This window comes from Ekhidna sp. (genome assembly GCF_039940915.1).
GTDB lineage: Bacteria > Bacteroidota > Bacteroidia > Cytophagales > Cyclobacteriaceae > Ekhidna.
Genome location: NZ_JBDVFO010000001.1, coordinates 1147671 through 1165649 on the forward strand (window position 1 = coordinate 1147671; position 17979 = coordinate 1165649).

9 protein-coding genes are annotated in these 17979 nt (G+C 41.8%); all 9 read right to left on the reverse strand.

Annotation, left to right across the window (positions count from 1 at the left end):
- Positions 1-63 precede the first annotated feature (63 nt).
- The 9 genes from ABJF57_RS05200 to ABJF57_RS05240 all read right to left on the reverse strand — a co-directional run bounded on the left by ABJF57_RS05200 (position 64) and on the right by ABJF57_RS05240 (position 17968).
- A complete protein-coding gene (locus tag ABJF57_RS05200; RefSeq protein ID WP_462230519.1) occupies positions 64-2733 on the reverse strand; it encodes an FtsX-like permease family protein in 2670 nt (889 codons plus the stop codon).
- Complete coding sequence (locus ABJF57_RS05205; protein ID WP_462230517.1) at positions 2733-3074, reverse strand: PadR family transcriptional regulator; 342 nt, start codon at positions 3072-3074, stop codon at positions 2733-2735. Before ABJF57_RS05205 ends, ABJF57_RS05200 begins: the two co-directional genes overlap by 1 nt.
- Positions 3075-3145: 71 nt before the next feature.
- Positions 3146-5548, reverse strand: coding sequence for an ABC transporter permease (locus ABJF57_RS05210; RefSeq protein ID WP_462230515.1), 2403 nt, complete (start codon positions 5546-5548; stop codon positions 3146-3148).
- 86 nt (positions 5549-5634) lie between these two features.
- On the reverse strand, positions 5635-8211 hold the full coding sequence (locus ABJF57_RS05215) for an ABC transporter permease (protein WP_462230513.1): 2577 nt from the start codon (positions 8209-8211) through the stop codon (positions 5635-5637).
- Positions 8204-10804, reverse strand: a complete 2601-nt coding sequence (locus ABJF57_RS05220) for an ABC transporter permease (RefSeq protein ID WP_462230511.1) — start codon at positions 10802-10804, stop codon at positions 8204-8206. Before ABJF57_RS05220 ends, ABJF57_RS05215 begins: the two co-directional genes overlap by 8 nt.
- Positions 10797-13535 (reverse strand): ABC transporter permease, encoded by a 2739-nt coding sequence (locus tag ABJF57_RS05225; protein WP_462230510.1) that lies wholly within the window; start codon positions 13533-13535, stop codon positions 10797-10799. The genes ABJF57_RS05220 and ABJF57_RS05225 overlap by 8 nt, the downstream gene beginning before the upstream one ends.
- On the reverse strand, positions 13528-16155 hold the full coding sequence (locus ABJF57_RS05230) for an ABC transporter permease (protein ID WP_462230508.1): 2628 nt from the start codon (positions 16153-16155) through the stop codon (positions 13528-13530). The genes ABJF57_RS05225 and ABJF57_RS05230 overlap by 8 nt, the downstream gene beginning before the upstream one ends.
- 3 nt (positions 16156-16158) lie before the next feature.
- Positions 16159-16494 carry a PadR family transcriptional regulator gene (locus ABJF57_RS05235; RefSeq protein WP_462230506.1) on the reverse strand — a complete coding sequence of 112 codons (336 nt, stop codon included), beginning with the start codon at positions 16492-16494 and terminating at the stop codon, positions 16159-16161.
- Positions 16495-16594: 100 nt separating this feature from the next.
- Entirely contained in the window at positions 16595-17968 is a 1374-nt protein-coding gene (locus ABJF57_RS05240; RefSeq protein ID WP_462230504.1) for a WD40/YVTN/BNR-like repeat-containing protein, read from the reverse strand.
- Between the last annotated feature and the right edge of the window lie 11 nt (positions 17969-17979).

Below are 17979 nucleotides of genomic sequence, written 5' to 3' on the forward strand. Positions count from 1 at the left end.
CTTATGTAAGTCAAAGAGCTAAAGTTAACTCCTATGTCTGACTAGTGTAGGCCAATTGTAGTTTTACTCATCTCGCAGGGATAAAATTGGATTAGCCCTTGCTACTTTCAGGGATTTGTATCCTACCGTGAGCAAAGCTATTGCGATGCTTGCGAGAATGGACAACACAAAAAATCCAGGTCCTATAGGAACGCGGTACGCATAATTATCGAGCACAGCATTCATCAGAAAGTAAGAGGCAGGTGCGGAAATGGCGAAAGCAACGATTAGAAGAGTCAAAAATTCCCTGGAAAAAATATTCCAAATAGTAAGCTCGGATGCTCCCATTACCTTTCGAATTCCTATCTCTTTGGTTTTTTGATTGGCCATGAAGGCAACTAGTCCGTATAGACCCAATGCTCCAATCACTATCGCTATGATCATGAATATTCGGAAAACCTGGGCAACACTCTGCTCAAGACTGTAAAAACTATCCAGCTTTTCATTGTAAAATTCAAGCTCGAAAACGTGCTCCGGAAAGTGGCTTTTCCATTTTTCCTCGATAAACTGGATCGTTCGCTGCATTTCTTCACGTCCTGCTTTTTCAGTGTTTAGTTTGACCCCCATCTGAAAAATATTCCATGACTGATTGGCAAGAAATACATTTTCCATATCTGCTCGTAGTGAGGAGGAATGAAAATCTTCAGCTACCCCTACTACCAAAAACTCTAATGATCCCCTACCAAACCTGAGTCTCTCACCAATGGCTTCAGCGGGGTCTTCAAACCCGAGTACTTGTGTCAGTTTTCTGTTGATCACTGCATGATCACTTGGGTCGGTATCATTAAATGGCTCTCCTGCTATGATATCAATCTCATATAGGGCGAAGTAATTCTCATCAACGTTCTTCAGATTCCCAATTTGATCTTGCCCTTCTATGTTTGGATGAAAAATAGTATTGGAAGACTGCCAGCTAGACATGGGGCCGGAAGTGCTAAAGCTCACATCTTTTATCTCCGAATTGCTCAATAATTCATTCCGCAAAACAATTTGTTTCGTTGAGTCATTTTCAGGGAGTTTTACGGTAACAATTGATTCCGCAGTAAATCCTAAATCCTTGTTCATGAAATAGTCCACTTGAGCAGTTAAGATAAGAATACCTATAATCAGCATCTGGGAGATGGCAAACTGAAAAATCACCAAGATCCTTCTTAAGGATAAGAATCCTGATGTTTGCTTTATGTTCAAACTATTCTTGATAGCTAGCACCGGGTCCATTTTGGCCAAAACGAAGGATGGGTAAAGTCCTGCAACGACAGTAACGCCAAGGACGACCAAACCCAGAAAATACATGATATCTAAATCTCTGAATACATTGAATGAAAGCTGGTAGGAAAAAATCATTTCGACCTGCTGAATCAGGAAGGAAGCAATCAATACACCAACCATTGTTGCGAAGAACGTGATTAGAAAGGTCTCACAGAGAAACTGTATAATAAGCTGTCTTCTGCTGCTGCCCATGGTTTTTCGAACACCCACCTCTTTGGACCTTTTTACGGCCTGAGCAGTAGACAAATTCACGAAGTTGATGCACGCAGTGATGATAAGAAACAAGCCTACCATACCAAGTGCGAGTAGCTCGTTTTTGGTAGATGTAATGCCTGCATACGTTCTTCTTATCAAGCTACTGTAATGCAGGTCTGACAATGCTTGTAAGCGATAAGTTCTCTTTTCTGCTACGTGTTCGGGTAAGTATTTGTCTACAAATGCAACAAGCTGTTTTTCCAACTCGATATGCGAAGCTCCTTCCTGAAGCATCACCCAACAATTAGTTGCGCTATTGTATTCTCCCCACTCTTTTCCCCCATAAAACCACGGGTTTGCCGCACCTTGATCCTGATAATGGAAAATTACTTCGAAAGGAAAGTCTGTGTTGGTAGGCGGGTTCTCAACGATAGCAGAAACAAATACTGTCTGTTTGTTTTCCAGAATCAAGGACCTTCCTACAGCCTCGTGAAGGTTGTATTCACTAACACCAAAATATTTTTTTGCCTTAGATCTGGTAATGATGACTTTGCCAGGTTGATCCAGGGCGGAACTTGCATCTCCGTGTAGAAATGGTAGAGTGAAAAGCTCCAGGTATTGAGATTCAACAAATACAACTCCTTCCTTTTCCTGAAACCGCTGAATGTTGCCCTCCACATCTTCTATCCCAATCAGCCCATCTTTATCATAAAAGGTCATGGCGGCATTGATGGATGGGAATTCTGTTCTCAGTGCATGGGCTAACGGATGTGTCTGTCCTCTCCTATATACCGTTCCTTCCGTTCGTACATCCTCATTTATAAGCCGGTAGATACGATCATAATTGACGTTTTGCTTATTGTAGCCCAGCTCGTGATCCAGTATTTTGTATATCACGATCGCACACGCAATGCCTAGGGCTAGGCCTGCAATGTTCATGAATGCAAACGTTCTTTCTCTTTTAATGAAGCGAAATGAGGTGATGAAATAATTCTTTAACATGCCGTAATAGTTGAGTTTTTGAAATCCTTCTAAGTTTTTGACCAGGGATGGACGCATGAGCTTTACTATTTCCCATGCGAATAACCACTTAGCTGCTCGTTTGCCTTTTCTTTTGCTATTGTAGTGGAAAAGCTCTATTAAATCACCCTCCACATACTTGAGTAGGTCTTGGTGACAAAACCAGCGAAAGAAACGCAGCAGTATTTTCGGAGGAGCTGACTTATCCATTAGTTACTTGTTTTAACCTCAAGTGCTACCCTTGGGATTTCATTGTAAAGCTGATTCCTGATTGACCTGGCATGTTCGATTGCAGCCTTGCCAGTAGAAGTAAGCAAAAAATAACGCTTTGGCCTGCCACCACGCTCACTGGTAGATTCACCTTCTTTCGATGAAAGATATTGCTTCTCTTCCAGACGTTTCAAAGCAGACTGAAGAGCACCTACGCTTACTTTTCTATTGAGTTTTTCTTCAATTGAGAGCTTAATGGAAACCCCATAAGCATCTCCGTATAAGACACCAACAGTAAGCAATACAATCTCTTCAAATTCACCTAATTGATATTTTCCCATGGTTTTTTCCTAATTGCAGTGTTGCAATTTTAAGCATTCAAAGGGTAATTTCCTAATTGTAGAGTTGGGAATTATTCTTTTAGGGACTTCAAAGGACTTAGCACTGCTAGCTTGAAGCATTTTTCTGAGACCACAGCCAATGCAATAAGAAGCACAACCAGTAGAGGAATCGCGATCAATGAAGGATCCAAATTGATCCGGTAGGCGTAGTTCTCCAGCCACTTGCGCGACCCGAGGATGATGAGTGGGATTGAAATGAGTGAAGCGAGTGCAACAAGTTTGAGAAAGTCAGCAATGAGCACCACTAAAATCTGAGGTGATTCAGCTCCAAGGACTTTTCGAATACCTATCTCTTTTTGTCTCTTTTGAGCGATGAATGAGGATAATCCAAGCATGCCCATATTCGCTATCACCAAGGTCATGATTGAAAAAAACAGAAACATATGCATGACATATTTTTCAGAATTTCCCTGATTTTGGTAGTTCCGCTTAAATAATGAAAAGAAAGGGAGAGCTTTCGACAAATAGTACTCATTCTTATCAAGAAACTGAATCAGGCTTTCCCCACTGCCTCCGGGATAGTTCAAAACCACGTCCACATAGGTCTTGTATCGGAAACCAGTCGCAAAGATCTCAGGCTCCATCAATGCGCTTCGATTCTTCACCACACCAATGACATTCCACTTGCCACCTTTGGAAAATAACTTTTGATTTATAATACTGTCAGGGTGATTGTAACCAGCTAAACGCATAGCTTCATGTGTAAGGATCACGTTTCCAGCATCGCTACCAAATGTGTAATGAAAATTTCTTCCTGCTAGAAAAGAGATATCTGAGTCGTTAATGTAGCCATGATCCACTACGCTGATTCTGACGGGATTTTCGATTGAATCAAGGTGTAACCATTGAATGGTCTTGATTTCACCCTTATAGAGATTGGAGATCGCATATGATTCCAGGGCGTTTGTTTTTTGATATTCGTTTAGTCCAAAGTAAGCTTCCTCCGTAAATCTCTCACCCGCTCCTGAGGCTCCCGGAAAAATACCTGAAATAGCGACCTCCATTGGGGATTGATCTTTCTTTTTAAGGTATTCCAGCTGAGAATAGACAATGTACAGTCCCGATAGAAAACAGATGGATATGCCTAGTTGAAAAATTAAAAGATACTTAATCACTCGACCAGCAGAACTAAATTGTCTTGAGCTCATAAGCTCATACTTACTTTTCAAAGCTGCTATAGGGCTCAATGAAGTCAGGTAAAAAGCCGGGTATGTCCCTGAAAGAACGGTGCTGATAGCTAGCAACAAGAGAATAACTCCTGAGTAGGCGACCATATTTGCCTCTTCGAATGAAGGGTATGGAATGTCAGTGTTTACTTGAACCAACTGCACACCTATCCGAAAAATCACAATTGAAATTAGTACGGCTATTAGGTTGATCAAAAAAGCCTCTCCCACTAAAGATAGAAAAAGTTGCTTGGGTTTTATGCCAAGGAGTTTTCTTACGCCAATTTCCTTGGCTCTATCTATCGAATTAAAGATTGAGTTGTTGGTATGATTGGTAGAAGCAAGCAGCAGGACAATTATTGCGATTATGGATAAAAAAATGAGCAATCGACTATTTGCACTAGGTTCCGGGTTTCCGGACACCTTTGCAGCCAGATGAATCTCATTTATGTGACGGATTGTTAGTTTATTAGGGCTCCCTTTTTCTGGATAATCAACTCCATTCTTTAAATCTGTAGGAACCACATCAGCGATGGTGAGATAGGAATAGGTATTTCTTTTTTCTTGTGAAGCAACTCCATTAGCATTGTTATCCATGGACTTTGCCACGAGTGCATCGAACTTCAAATGTGTATTGATCGGACGGTCAGCGAAAATCCCCGTTACAACAAATTCTTCTACGACATTTCCGATTCCAGGTGATAGAAGCTTTTTGCCAATGATTGAGACACCGGATGCAAGCTCCTTTTCAAATACTTCATGGGCTGTCTGATGAGAAATAACAATTGAATTAGCTTGGTTTAAGCAGGTGACCGGATTACCATCTTCAAGAGGTAATTGAAATACATTGAAAATGGATGCTTCGGCGTAGAATACCTTAGGAATATAAACACTGACGAAAGCGCTATCGTTTTTTTGCTTCCTAAACAGACCCGTCCCTTCTTCAGAAAAAGAAATCAAACGTGTATAATCTACTATTTCAGCAACTTTTTGCTTTAAAAATGGAGCTGCATCCGTGCTGGTGCGTGCCTCCTGATAAGACAACTCTTGATTGTCAAAAATATGAGACTCAACCCTGTAAACGTTGCTCTCTGAAGGTTTTGCATCATAGGTAAGCTCAAAGTGGATGTAGTGGAAAATGAATAAACAGACAGCTGTACCAAATGTCAGACTGGCAATATTTAGATAAGAAGATCCTTTATTCTTTGAGATGTTTCGGAGGGTGATTAAAAGGAAGTTCTTAAGCATGATATTCAATACCTAACGAAAGATATAGAAGGCTGTTTCCTAATTGCAGTATTGAGATGAGATTTCATTTTCAAAAAGCTTGCTTTTTATTGGTCCTTTAGCGAGTCCACAGGATTTGCAGCCGCGGTTTTAATGGTTTGCGTGCTGATAGTCAATAGTGCAATCGCGATCGAGAGCAGACCTGCTGCAAGGAAATAGCTGATGTTTAAGTCTATCCTGTAGACAAAAGAGCTAATCCAGGATCGAACAAGGAAGTAGCTAACGGGTGCTGATATTAATATTGAAATGAAAATTAGTTTCATAAAATCGGCAGACAGAAGCACCATCAATTGACGCACACTCGCACCAAGGACTTTCCGGATACCTATTTCCTTCTGTCGCTTTTCGGCGGTAAAGGTCACTAGTCCAAACAAACCCAGGCAGGAAATGATGATTGCAATGATTGCAAATGATTGTGACAGGTTGGACATCTGCATTTCAGATTTGTACAATGCTTCGTATTCCTGATCGAAGAAGCGGAAATTGAATCCTAGCTCCGGATTGAACTGTAGGTATAATTCTTCAATCTGAGCTATGGTTTCCAGTTGGTTTTGAGGATGAATCCGAATGATGACCGAAGAAAGTTCCGGATAGTACTGCATAAAACAGGGAAGGATTTCATCATGAAGTGATTCCAGATGAAAGTTTTTGACCACACCTATTATTTCCCGATCGCGCCTCCATATTTTGATGGTTTTGCCAATGGGGTCTTCAAGCCCCATTACCTCAATGGCCTTCTCATTCAGGATGATTTTAGCGCTTTCATCTCCAAATGCATTGGAGTAGCTCCTGCCTTGAACCATCTCCATACCGAATGTCTCGATCAGATCATAACCAATCTCCAGGTTGGCGAACCGAATTTTGGCTTCAGGATCTTTACCCTCCCAGCTTAAGCCTGTTGTCATTCCCTTATCTCCTAAAAGATCGTGTCCGAAGAGCGCTGCATTTTCTACTCCTGGTATTTTCTTAAGCTCATGGATAAAGGTTGAGCTATTCTCATCGATGTTGCCATCAGTGTTGAAGTAGATGACCTGCTCTTTGTCATACCCCAAATTTTTATTCATGATGTAATCGATTTGGGAAGTAATGACCAACACGCTGCTGATTAGTAAGGAGGTAGCACAAAACTGGAAAATCACAAGCCCCTTTCTGATCCATAAATCGCTAAGGGAGTTGGTCATTTTACCCTTGAGAATCTGGATAGGTTTGAACCCCGATAAGTAGAGCGCAGGATAGCTGCCTGCAAGGAGTGTAACGGCAAGTAGCACTATACCACAGACAGACAGGAATTGAAGATCAACGTGTAATGTCAGGTTCTTATCTACAATCCGATTAAAGACCGGAAGGAAAAATTGAACAACTGTCAATGCTACAATTAGTGAGAAAAGTGAAAGGAGGAAAGCTTCGAATACAAATTGGATTCCGATTGAGAACCGGCTGACTCCCATGGATTTTTTAACACCAATTTCTTTAAGCCTTCTTGATGCTCTAGCTGTGGATAGATTCATGAAATTGATGCATGCGATTAATAAGATGAAAGCGGCAATTATCGAAAATATTTCCACGTATTGCATCCTCCCTTTTTGTGGCAAGCCGTTTTCGTATGTCCCATACAAATAGATTTCAGAAAATTTTTGGACTAAAAATGAATGCCTGTAGCCTTCCCATTTTTGTTTAATTAGCTTGTTGATTTTGTTATTGATGACAGCAGCATCTGCATTCTCATCGAGTACAATAAAAGTTCTCGGATCACTATTCCCCCAATCACGGATGTGGGGGTATCTGTCGAGGAAATTTTCCAATGAGAAAACAAGGTTAAACTGCAGCGTGGAATTGGCAGGAACATTTTCAAATACACCGGATACAAAATAGGTTTTTGTCTTGCCTCTCTTTTCCCACACGATCTGCTTTCCTATTGGATCTACTTCTTTTCCGAACAACTTTATCGCCAAGTCTTCTGAAAGCACTACGTTTTGCTTGTCTGCTAGCACCTGATGAGGCAATCCTTTTTTGAGCGGAAATGAAAACACCTCGAAGAAAGTCTCGGTAGCAAATTGATCCATCACTTTCAACCTCTTGTCTTCGAACTGGACAATGCCACCTGTGCCATAGGTGCCGTGAGGAATTATAGCGGTTGCATTTTCAACCCCTGGAAGCTCCTCTTTAAGTACTTTGCTTAGCAAGGCAGGCGCAGCATCAATCGTTTCCACCTTATTGATGATATTGATGTTTTGCTTTACCTGATAAAGTCGTTCATCATTCGCATGAAATTTATCAATGGTCATTTCACTGTTGACCCACAGGTAAATAAGAAAAACACAAAGTAATCCGCTGGAGAGCCCAATCAAATTGATTAAAAAGGAGGCCTTGAATCGGAAAAAACCTCGAAGTGCTACTTTAAGATTGTATTTTAACATACCGTAATAATTAAGTTTTTGTGATCCTTCAAAATCTTTAATGATGCCGGGTCTGAAGAGTCTCAGTACATCCAGCGTAAAAAACAACCTGGATTGCCTTTTTTCAAACCGCTCCAAAAGATCGCCTTCTATGTCTTCTACGTAATCCGGATGGCAGAACCACCGGAAGAATCGCAAAGGATATTTTGGTGGATTCACTCTATTCATTTCTTAAAGAATCAACAGGATTGACTCTCGCAGCTTTCAGTGACCTCAATATCGAGACTGTTATGCCCAAGGTCAGTGTGATGAGTCCACCACCGATAAACATCCAAATGGAGATCGAAATGCGATAGTTAAAGGAGTTCAACCATTGGCTCATGAAATAATACACGATCGGAATAGCGATCACGAACCCAGCTACAATGATCATGGCAAAATTTCGGGTGAACATGCGGATGATTTGGCCAACGCTTGCACCTAAAACTTTGCGGACCCCTATTTCTTTGGTCTTTTGAAGTGTGATAAACGATACCAGGCCTAGCAGACCCAGGCAACCAATTAAAATGACGAGTACAGATAAGAATCGAAACCCTTTGAATATCATCTGCTCGATGACGTACTCCTTCGCTATGGAGTCATCCAGAAAGCGATAGCTAAAAATTTGATCTGGGAATACCGATTCCCATGTTTCTTCAACAGCAATTAATCCTTCAAAGGAACTGATTTTGACTGATGCCTGCCATCTCCACGCTTCCCAGTTCATAAGTACCAAAGGTGTCAATTCGTTTTTCAAAGAGTGATTGTGAAAGTCTTCCATAACGCCCACGACTGTTGCTTCACCTTCATTGATGGCTACTTTTTTACCCAGAGCTTCCTCCGGAGACCAACCGAGCGATTTGGCCATTTTCCTATTGATGATGAACTCATCAAAACGTGCTTTATTTTCTCTGAAATTACGTCCGGCGATCAATTCTAAAGAATACAATGAAAGGTAGCTGGGATCAGCAATTTTCATTTCTGCACTCATTCCATCATTTTGCTCCTGATGAGGATGGCGATAAGTAGTCCCCAATGTAAAGTCCTCAACAGCCATGGGTGGACCAGAGCCAATTGAAGCACCACGTACATCACTTTTGTCTTTTAGAAGTGAGCTGAGCAACTCTACTTTGTCGCCACTTGGAACAGGGATCATTACTATTTGATCTGAGTCGAAACCTAAAGTTTTTGAATTGAGGTAATGAAGCTGTGAGCCGACAATTAGGGCAGAAATGATGAAAATTTGGACGAGCGTGAATTGGGTGAACGTGAGACTTTTTCTAAACCCCAAGCCTTTCATACTTCCCTTAATTCCTATGCTGCTGATATGGACAGGCTTGTAAGACGAAAGCACATATGAAGGGTATAGCGCTGATAACAGAATAATGACAAAACAGAGGCCGAGACCAATTAGCATGTCTTCCCATTGAAAGAAAAGGTTCATGCCGATACCTGCTAGCAGCACATTTACCTCGTCGAGCAAGATGACAGAAAGTACCAATGCCAGCCCCATCGAAATTATCACCAAAAGGCTATTTTCTACTAAAAACTGCGAAAGCAAAGCTGTCTTTGACCCACCAATGGCTTTTCGTATGCCGACTTCCTTAGAACGTGTGCTTGCTCTGGCGGTAACTAAATTGACAAAATTTACTACGGCTATGAAGAGGATAAATACTGCTACCACCAACGAAGTATTGAGCATAGCCTTAGAAATCTGATAAGCGCCGGGAGCAACTCCATACTTTGTTTCTGTATGGATTTCTTTGAGAGGTTGCAGTTTGTAGCTAATAATTTCATCATCCTCTGAAGACAAATATTTTTGCTTCCAGCCATTGATCTTGGCAGTTGTGCCTTGCTGATCCAATGAAGGATCCAACACCACGAATGTTGTTCCCCGGTAATTACCTGACCAGTTCCCTGTTGGATAGGGATTATGTTTTTTGAAAAACTGATACGAGACAAGCATGTTGCCCTTTAGAGTTGTATTTCTGGGTGGATTCTTGATGACACCCGTAATGACTAGCGGATCATTGTTATTGAGTAAGAGTGTATGTCCTATAGCTGAGGATGGATTGGAATTGTCACCAAAGCATTTCTTTGCTATTTGCGCTGAAATAACCACCGCATTTGGTGCTTTTAAAGCAGTGGTCTTGTCACCTGCGAGCCATTCAAAATCAAATACCTCAGGATATGTATGATCGACGAAAAGTACATGCTCCTCTTCAAATCGCACCACCTTTTCATCGCCACCTCCCTCGAGTTTAAACAAGCGCTTCATAGGTCCCGCTGTTTGTGTCACTTCAGCAAAATCCGGGAAGTCATTTCTAAGTGCTTCAGCAAGTGGGTAAGCTGTCGTATTCCAATAGAGCTCCTCGTCACCTCTTTGGGTATGCTGAACTACCCGATAGGTTTGGTCTGCGTATTGGTGATAATCATCAAAACTGGTTTCGTAGCGATAAAAGATAAGCGTGACCAGGCAGACCGCTACACCTGTTGAAAGTCCGATAATGTTGATGCTGGAAAAAGATTTATGCTTCAAAATGCTTCTCCAGCCAGATTTTATGTGATGTGTTATCATACCGTAGTAATTGAGTTTTTTCCCGACACTGACAGGCTTTATTAAAGATGGGCGTAGTAGCTTAATTACCTCGAATGCAAACCGCCATCTGGATGGCATTCTATCAAATCGCTCCCGCAAATCACCCTCGATATCTTCTACACAGTCAGGGTGGCAGAACCAGCGAAAGAATCGCAGGAGATATTTTGGTGGTCGCTTACTCATCTTTCAGCGATTCTACCGGATTTCTGTTAGCTGCTCTGAGCGACTGAAAACTAATCGTCGCTATCGCAATAACTAATGCCGCCATCGTCGCTACGGCAAAAACCCAAAGGTCAATGGGTGTTCTATAAGCAAAATTTTCAAGCCAGCCATCCACAAGAAAGTATGCAATTGGTGAAGCAATAAGAATGGCGATAAGGATGAGTTTGGTGAATTCCGTGGAGAATGTAATAACAAGCTCAGAAACTCTGGCGCCCAATACTTTTCTAATTCCCAATTCTTTTGTTCGTTGTTCTGCTGAGAAGGCAGCAAGACCAAACAAGCCTAGGCAGGCAATAATCAAGGCCATGAAAGTAAATAGATTTAATATCTGTCCCATGCGCTGCTCAGAGCGGAACGTATTTTCAAAATCCTGATCCATGAAACTGTACTCGAATGGCACTGAAGCATCCACTTCTGCCATTTCATTTTTTACACTTTCAATGAGTAGTTCAAGATCTTCACTGTTTGTAATCTTTTCAGGATTGATTCTCATGGAATAATAAGACAAGCCTCTGCCATAATCCCACACTCTATCGTTCAGTTGATGGATAATCACCAGAGGGAGAATCTCCTGCTTTACGCTGTTAAAATTGAAATCCTTCACTATACCGATGACCTCAAACTCATCTTCGTCTCCGGATGCCAGAGCTAGTTTTTTTCCGATCGGTGAATCACTGCTGAGAGATTCCGCTGATCCCCAGCCCAATATGCGAACAGCCTCAGCATTGAGGACTACTTTGTATTTGTCATTCGGGCGTGACGGATCAAAATTTCGACCGGCAAGAAACTCCACTCCTAGGAGATCGAGGTAGTCCTCTTCAGTGCGGAGATTCCTCAATTGGAATACGTCACTTTCAGCACCAGGAGTTTTGTACCTATCTCCCGAAGAGACTCGTGGTGGAAGCCCAAATGATTTCCCCACTTTCGTAAAGGCAGGATTGGATTCCAGTTGCACTTTCAGCTTTTCTGTATCAAATCCCATTTGCTCGATGTTGTGTATTTGCAGGACGTTATCTTTTGCAAATCCGACATCCATTGAAGAAGCGTAAGCCAGTTGTTTCTGCACGAAAAACGTACACACGATTAACGCAATTGAAATAGTGAACTGGAAAATAACCAGCCCATTTCTAATTCCTTTACCCTTGAACCCCGCGCTGACTTTTCCTTTTAATGTTTCGATTGGGTTGAATGAAGAGAGGTAGAAAGCAGGATAGCTTCCTGCAAAAGTTCCGATGACCAGAATAAATCCAATGATAATCCCATAAAAAATAGGGTTATTTAAATGCACGGTTAATTCAATGTTTTTGTCGGCCAGTGCATTGAATGCATCAAGGGAGAAGTGGACAGTTACAATGGCCAGCAGGGTGCTTATCGAAGCAAAAAATACAGATTCAAAGATGAACTGATACAACAAGGCCTTTCTTTCTGACCCCAGTACTTTTCTAATGCCTACCTCCTTCGCTCGGTTGGAAGATCTGGCAGTTGAGAGGTTCATGAAATTGATGGTAGATAATAGGAGAACAAGTAAACCAATAGCACTAAATATTTTAATGAATTCTGGATTACCCGTTGGTCCGAAAGCATTTGAAGGAGATCCAGAGATATAGAGTTCGTTCAGTGGCTGAAGATCCAATCTCCATGGATGGCCTCCTGTAAATTCTTCGACCGTCTGATTGAAAATCTGCTCTGTGGTAGGAGCTGCCCACTTTGATGGGATTGCCTGAAGTTTGTTGATGAGGGATGGAATGTCAGTGCCCTCAACGACAAGGCCATAAGTAGCAAACGCATTCCAAATCCATTTCCAACCATGGGCCTGCATCATTTCGGGAAAGCTGCTAAGCGACACAAGCATATCAAATTGCAGGTGCGATTTGGTTGGAACATCAGCTAATATTCCAGTCACGAAATAGGTTGCCCAAGTATTGTCCCAGTCTTTAACCTCTATTGATTTACCAATTGCTTCAGATGGTGTGTAATCTTCACCGAAGTACCTTTTTGCAGTCTCATAGGTAAGTATTATACTCATTGGCTCATTGAGTGCAGTTTTTGCATCTCCTTCAAGCAATTCAAATGAGAACACCTTGAGGAAATTTTCCTCCGCGCCATAAAATTGCAATTCTTTAAACACGGTTGCATGTGAACTTCTTGAGCCAGAGCTTACGGTTTGAGCACCAAGACTTAGTACACGTGTTATTTGTTCAAACTCTGGAGCTTCCTCCCTCAATGCTGTGGCGACATTTGGTCCGGTGGTAGAGATTTGCTCGGTCCAATCTCCCCAGATGTTTGGCTGATTGACTCGGTAGATGCGATCGCCGTTCGCATGGAATTGATCATAAGTACTTTCGTCATAAACGTATAGGCCTATCACAATGCAGGTAGCAATACCAATGGTAAGGCCAAGTACATTCAGTACGGTAAATTGTTTTTGACGAATCGCATTTCTCCATGCGATTTTGAACATTGATTTAAACATGCTGTAATAATTAAGTCCTTTTTTTTCTTCAAAATTTCGGATGATACCTGGCCGAAAAAGCCTCAGTACATCCATCGTAAAAAGCCATTGTGATGGTCTTTTCTCATTGGTCCTTTTTTCAAATCGCTCTAATAAATCACCTTCAATGTCTTCCACATAGTCTGGATTGCAGAACCAGCGGAAGAATCGCAGGGGATATTTTGGGGGCATTTTATTCATCTCTCAAGGATTCTACAGGATTAGCTAGCGCAGCATTCACCGTTTTGAAGCTCATGGTAGCAAAGGCGACGATCAATGTAGCTAATGCGGAGATGGCAAACACCTCAAAACCTAAGGTAATCCGGTAGGCAAACCCATCCAACCAGCTATTCATCACATACCAGGATATTGGTATTGAAATAATGAGTGATACAATAAAAGGTGTCAAGAAGTCTTTTGAAAGCAATGCAATGATTCTTCCGGTGGATGCGCCCAGTACTTTCCTTACCCCAATCTCCTTGTTGCGTTGTGCCGTACTATAAATGGTCAAGCCAAAGAGCCCCAAACATGCAACGAATATTGCAAGACCTGAGAATATGGAGAAGATCATCCCAAAGCGCTCGTCAGCATCGTACTGTGAGTTGAAATTTTGATCAGCAAATCGTGTATCAAAAGGTCTGTGGGGAATGATATCCCTCCAGATCGTTTCTAGCTCTGCGAGTGTTTTGGAGAAGTCCTGACTATTTAGTTTCAGTGAAATAACAGAGACATTAAAGCGGGTTCCAAATCGAATGGAAAGAGGCTCCACATCTTCATGCAATGATACGTAGTTGAAATCTTCGACCACACCAATGACCTTTCCCTCTCTGCCCCATTGTTCGAATGACTTACCAATGATATCTTGAGGATTGGGATATCCGAAAAGTCTGGCAGCTGATTCGTTCAATAGAAGGGCATTGGCGGAATCCAACGGAAAGTCATCTGAGAAATTTCGTCCTGCCACTATATTCATTTGGTAAGTAGGAATGAAATCTTCATCTACTTCAAAGATGGCTGGACCTTTGTAGACAATCTCTCCCGAGATGGGGTCGGCAACTCCTGTTCCGGCATTGGGAAAAAAATCGCCAGGAGTGGCACGTGAAACGGAGACCATCTCAACGTCACCGTGATTTAAAAACTGCTGCTTAATGAACTCGCGCTTCTGCTGAACAAGTGGATCATAGCCAAAATCAACAACCAAAACTTGCTCTGAATCAAAACCCATGTCGTGTTTCTGAAGGAAGTCCAACTGAGACGAAACCACTGCTGCACCGGCCAATAGAATCACCGATAATGCAAATTGGAGTACGACAAGAGATTTTCTTAGCCAGATACCACTGGAAGAAGCTTTAAATGAACCTTTCAAGACAGTGATTGGCTTGAAAGTAGAAAGAACAAATGCAGGGTAGCTTCCTGCCACAATGCCGATGAGTAGGATAGCAAACAAACCGATGAAGATGTTTTGTATGGATAAAAGCCACCCCACGAGTAAGGTTTTACCTGAAACTAACTCCAGCAATAAATGGCCAAAGAAAATAAGGACTCCAGCAAGAATGGATGCAATGAAAGTCACAAGTATTGCTTCGATAAGAAACTGGTAAATCAATGCGCTACGCTGGGAGCCAATGGTCTTTCGAATTGCCACTTCTTTGGCACGCTCCACCGATCGGGCGGTAGAAAGATTCATGAAGTTGATGCAGGCAATCAACAAAATAAAGATAGCGACAGAGGTGAAAATGTAGATGTTTCCTATGCTTCCAACGGGGCCTGGCTGGCGTCCGGCTTCTGAGTGTAGATATGCATCTGATAGCGGTTCAAAAGCGATATTATAGTTGAAGCTATTGGGAAAATTTAGCTCAAGAAATTCAGGTATTTTTTCCGTTAGTTGCTCAATGCTAGTACCAGGCTTCAATGTGAAGTAAGTATAGAAATCTACATACCCCCATGCGTCGAATATGCTTGGTCTGGAGTTTTCGAATGTACTCATTGAGATGAAACCTTTGAAGAAGAAATGAGAGTTAGTAGGAATTTCCATGACACCGGTCACCTCGTATGGGTCTTCATTATCCATAATTACCGTTTTCCCAACCGGATTTTCGTCACCAAAGTATTTTTTAGCCACCGCTTTGGTAAGTACTACCGTGTTGGGTCTTACAAGGGCTGTCTTTGGGTCCCCTGCTAAAAGCGGCCAGTCAAAAACATCGAATGCAGTGGAGTCTGCAAACAGAATATCTGACTCAGAATGCGTGATTCCATTGTACGAAATGAGCCAGGGAGAATCACTTGTAAAGCGAAAAATTTTGTCTACTTCCGGAAAGAAGTTGTTCATAGCCGGAGCGACTGGAGCGTTGCCCCATACCTGATACTCGTTGGTTGGTAGCTTTGTATAGTCTGGCTGTTCGCCTTGCTGACCATAATAATGTATGACTCTGTACGTGTTTTCATAGTTGCTATTGTAGGTGTCATACGATAGCTCATTATTCACGTAAATGAGGATCAGAATACAGCTGGCTATGCCCACACTGAGGCCTGAGATGTTTAGAAATGAGAATGTTTTGTTGCGGAGTATGTTGCGCATACTCACTTTGTAATAATTAGAAATCATGCCGTAGCTATTTAGTTTTTGACCGCTGCGAGCGGGTTTAATTATTCCCGGACGGAAAAGGCGAATTACATCAAGTATAAAAAACCATCTTGATGGTCTTTTTTCAAATCGCTCCAATAAGTCCCCTTCAATGTCTTCTGCACATTCCGGGTCACAAAACCAGTGGAAGAACCGAAGAGCCCACCGAGGTGGAGTTATTGTCTGTCTGCTATTCATTTATTAGTGACTGAATTTCACTACAAACTCAGGTACAGCATTCCATAGTCCCAGTCGCTGTTCTTTGGTTTCTTGCAGAATGTTTTTGCCAGCAGAAGTCAGGTGAAAAAAGCGCTTTCGCTTACCACCACGTACTTTGGTAGCTTCTCCCATTTCCGAGTGTAGGTATCCTTTCTTTTCAAGTCTTCGAAGGACCGTTTGAAGTGCGCCGATGCTCACTTTTCTGTTTAGGCGTTGCTCCATCTCTTCGATGATGGCAAACCCATAAGCATCCTCGGTAAGGATGGCTACCGTAAGCATCACCACTTCTTCAAATTCTCCTAATTGATGTTTTCCCATTTTCTTGATATTTACCTCAAATGTAGTAATAATAAATACCTTATACCTTAATTGTAGTTTTAATGTTTCAAAAGGGCGAAGAAAAATTCTCTTGAACGGCTTAATCTATGAAATTATGGTAGGTATTGGCGAAGTATGAGGAAAGGATGTATTGGTCATCTTGTTTTACATAGATGTAGTCGAATCCGCTTGGAAAGAAAAGACCTTCAATGGACGGGTAGTTTGGTTCTGGACCTTTAATAAACTCCCAAGAACCGGTTTTTTTGTAAAAATCCTGACCACTTAGCAGATATGGAATGCCATCATAGATATACAACCTTGATATATATCCGATTTCTACCGGGGTATCTTCTTCGGTAAGCTGCAGATTAGAAACATTTAAACGATATAATTTGGTAGTTGTACCGCTCGAGAGGAAGCCGGTTTGCGCAGCTACTATCAACAAGTTGCTATTGGCATCCGCATGAATTTCCTGAATCCTGCCCTCAATGGTTCCAGCGAATTTGAGTGACTCCCATGTATTTCCCGAGTCACTTGAGCGATAAATAGAATCTGTGAACTCCGTGTCCAAACCAAACAGGTCACCGTTGCCTGCCCTTAGTAAAGGATAATCGGCAAGAGGTGTTGTCAAAGCTTCCCAATTATTCCCTTTATCGCGAGATCGGTACCAGTTTGAGCTGTAATTAAAATCCGTTTCTGTGTAATTGACATACACTACTGAATCTTCCGCAAGCAATTGCGTAGGAAACTTAAATTCATCGGCTTCTGGCAAGCCATTTACCTTTGCTTCCCAATTGACCCCATCTGTACCAAAAAGAATTTCAGTATTGGTTATTAAAACAAATGTTCCATCACTGAGAATGTCAAAATCAATGATTCGATCACTAAGCGCTGCTGTTCTATTCCAACGTTTATAGTCGGTTGATTTTAAAAATTCTGAAGCACTTTCTCTAGGGAATGGAGCATTGAAGGTATATAGCATCCCATCATATTCTTTAATTTTTCTTCCCCCTGGGAAACCGCACAATCGCTTCCAAGAGGAATTGCTTTTTTCTACAATTGCATTGGCTTCAACACTTGCGACTATGGGACACATCTGCTCGAGAGGACAGGATAAGTCTCTGATAGCGATATTGAATGTTTGAGGTCCTGCTTCACATTTAAGCGAAAAATAAACGCGAGCCTCATAGTTTTCATCCAGAATAAAAGCACGCGCATCCGCATCGTAATTGTCTGCTACTACTGAGCCCGCTCCTATTGCGGCGCCTCGTAGTGCCAGCTGATCGTATGGAAGTTTTGAAATGACTTTAATTACTACGGGCTCACTAAGGTATTCTCCCTGTATCCCACTTTGATTATTGCCTGACAGGATTTCTATGCTTGCGTTGGGGCTTGCATCATCTGACTTGCACGAATAGGTTAGGGACAGTGCTACTAGAGAAATGAAGAAAAGTAGGTGAGATAGCTTTTTCATTTAAGTGGTAT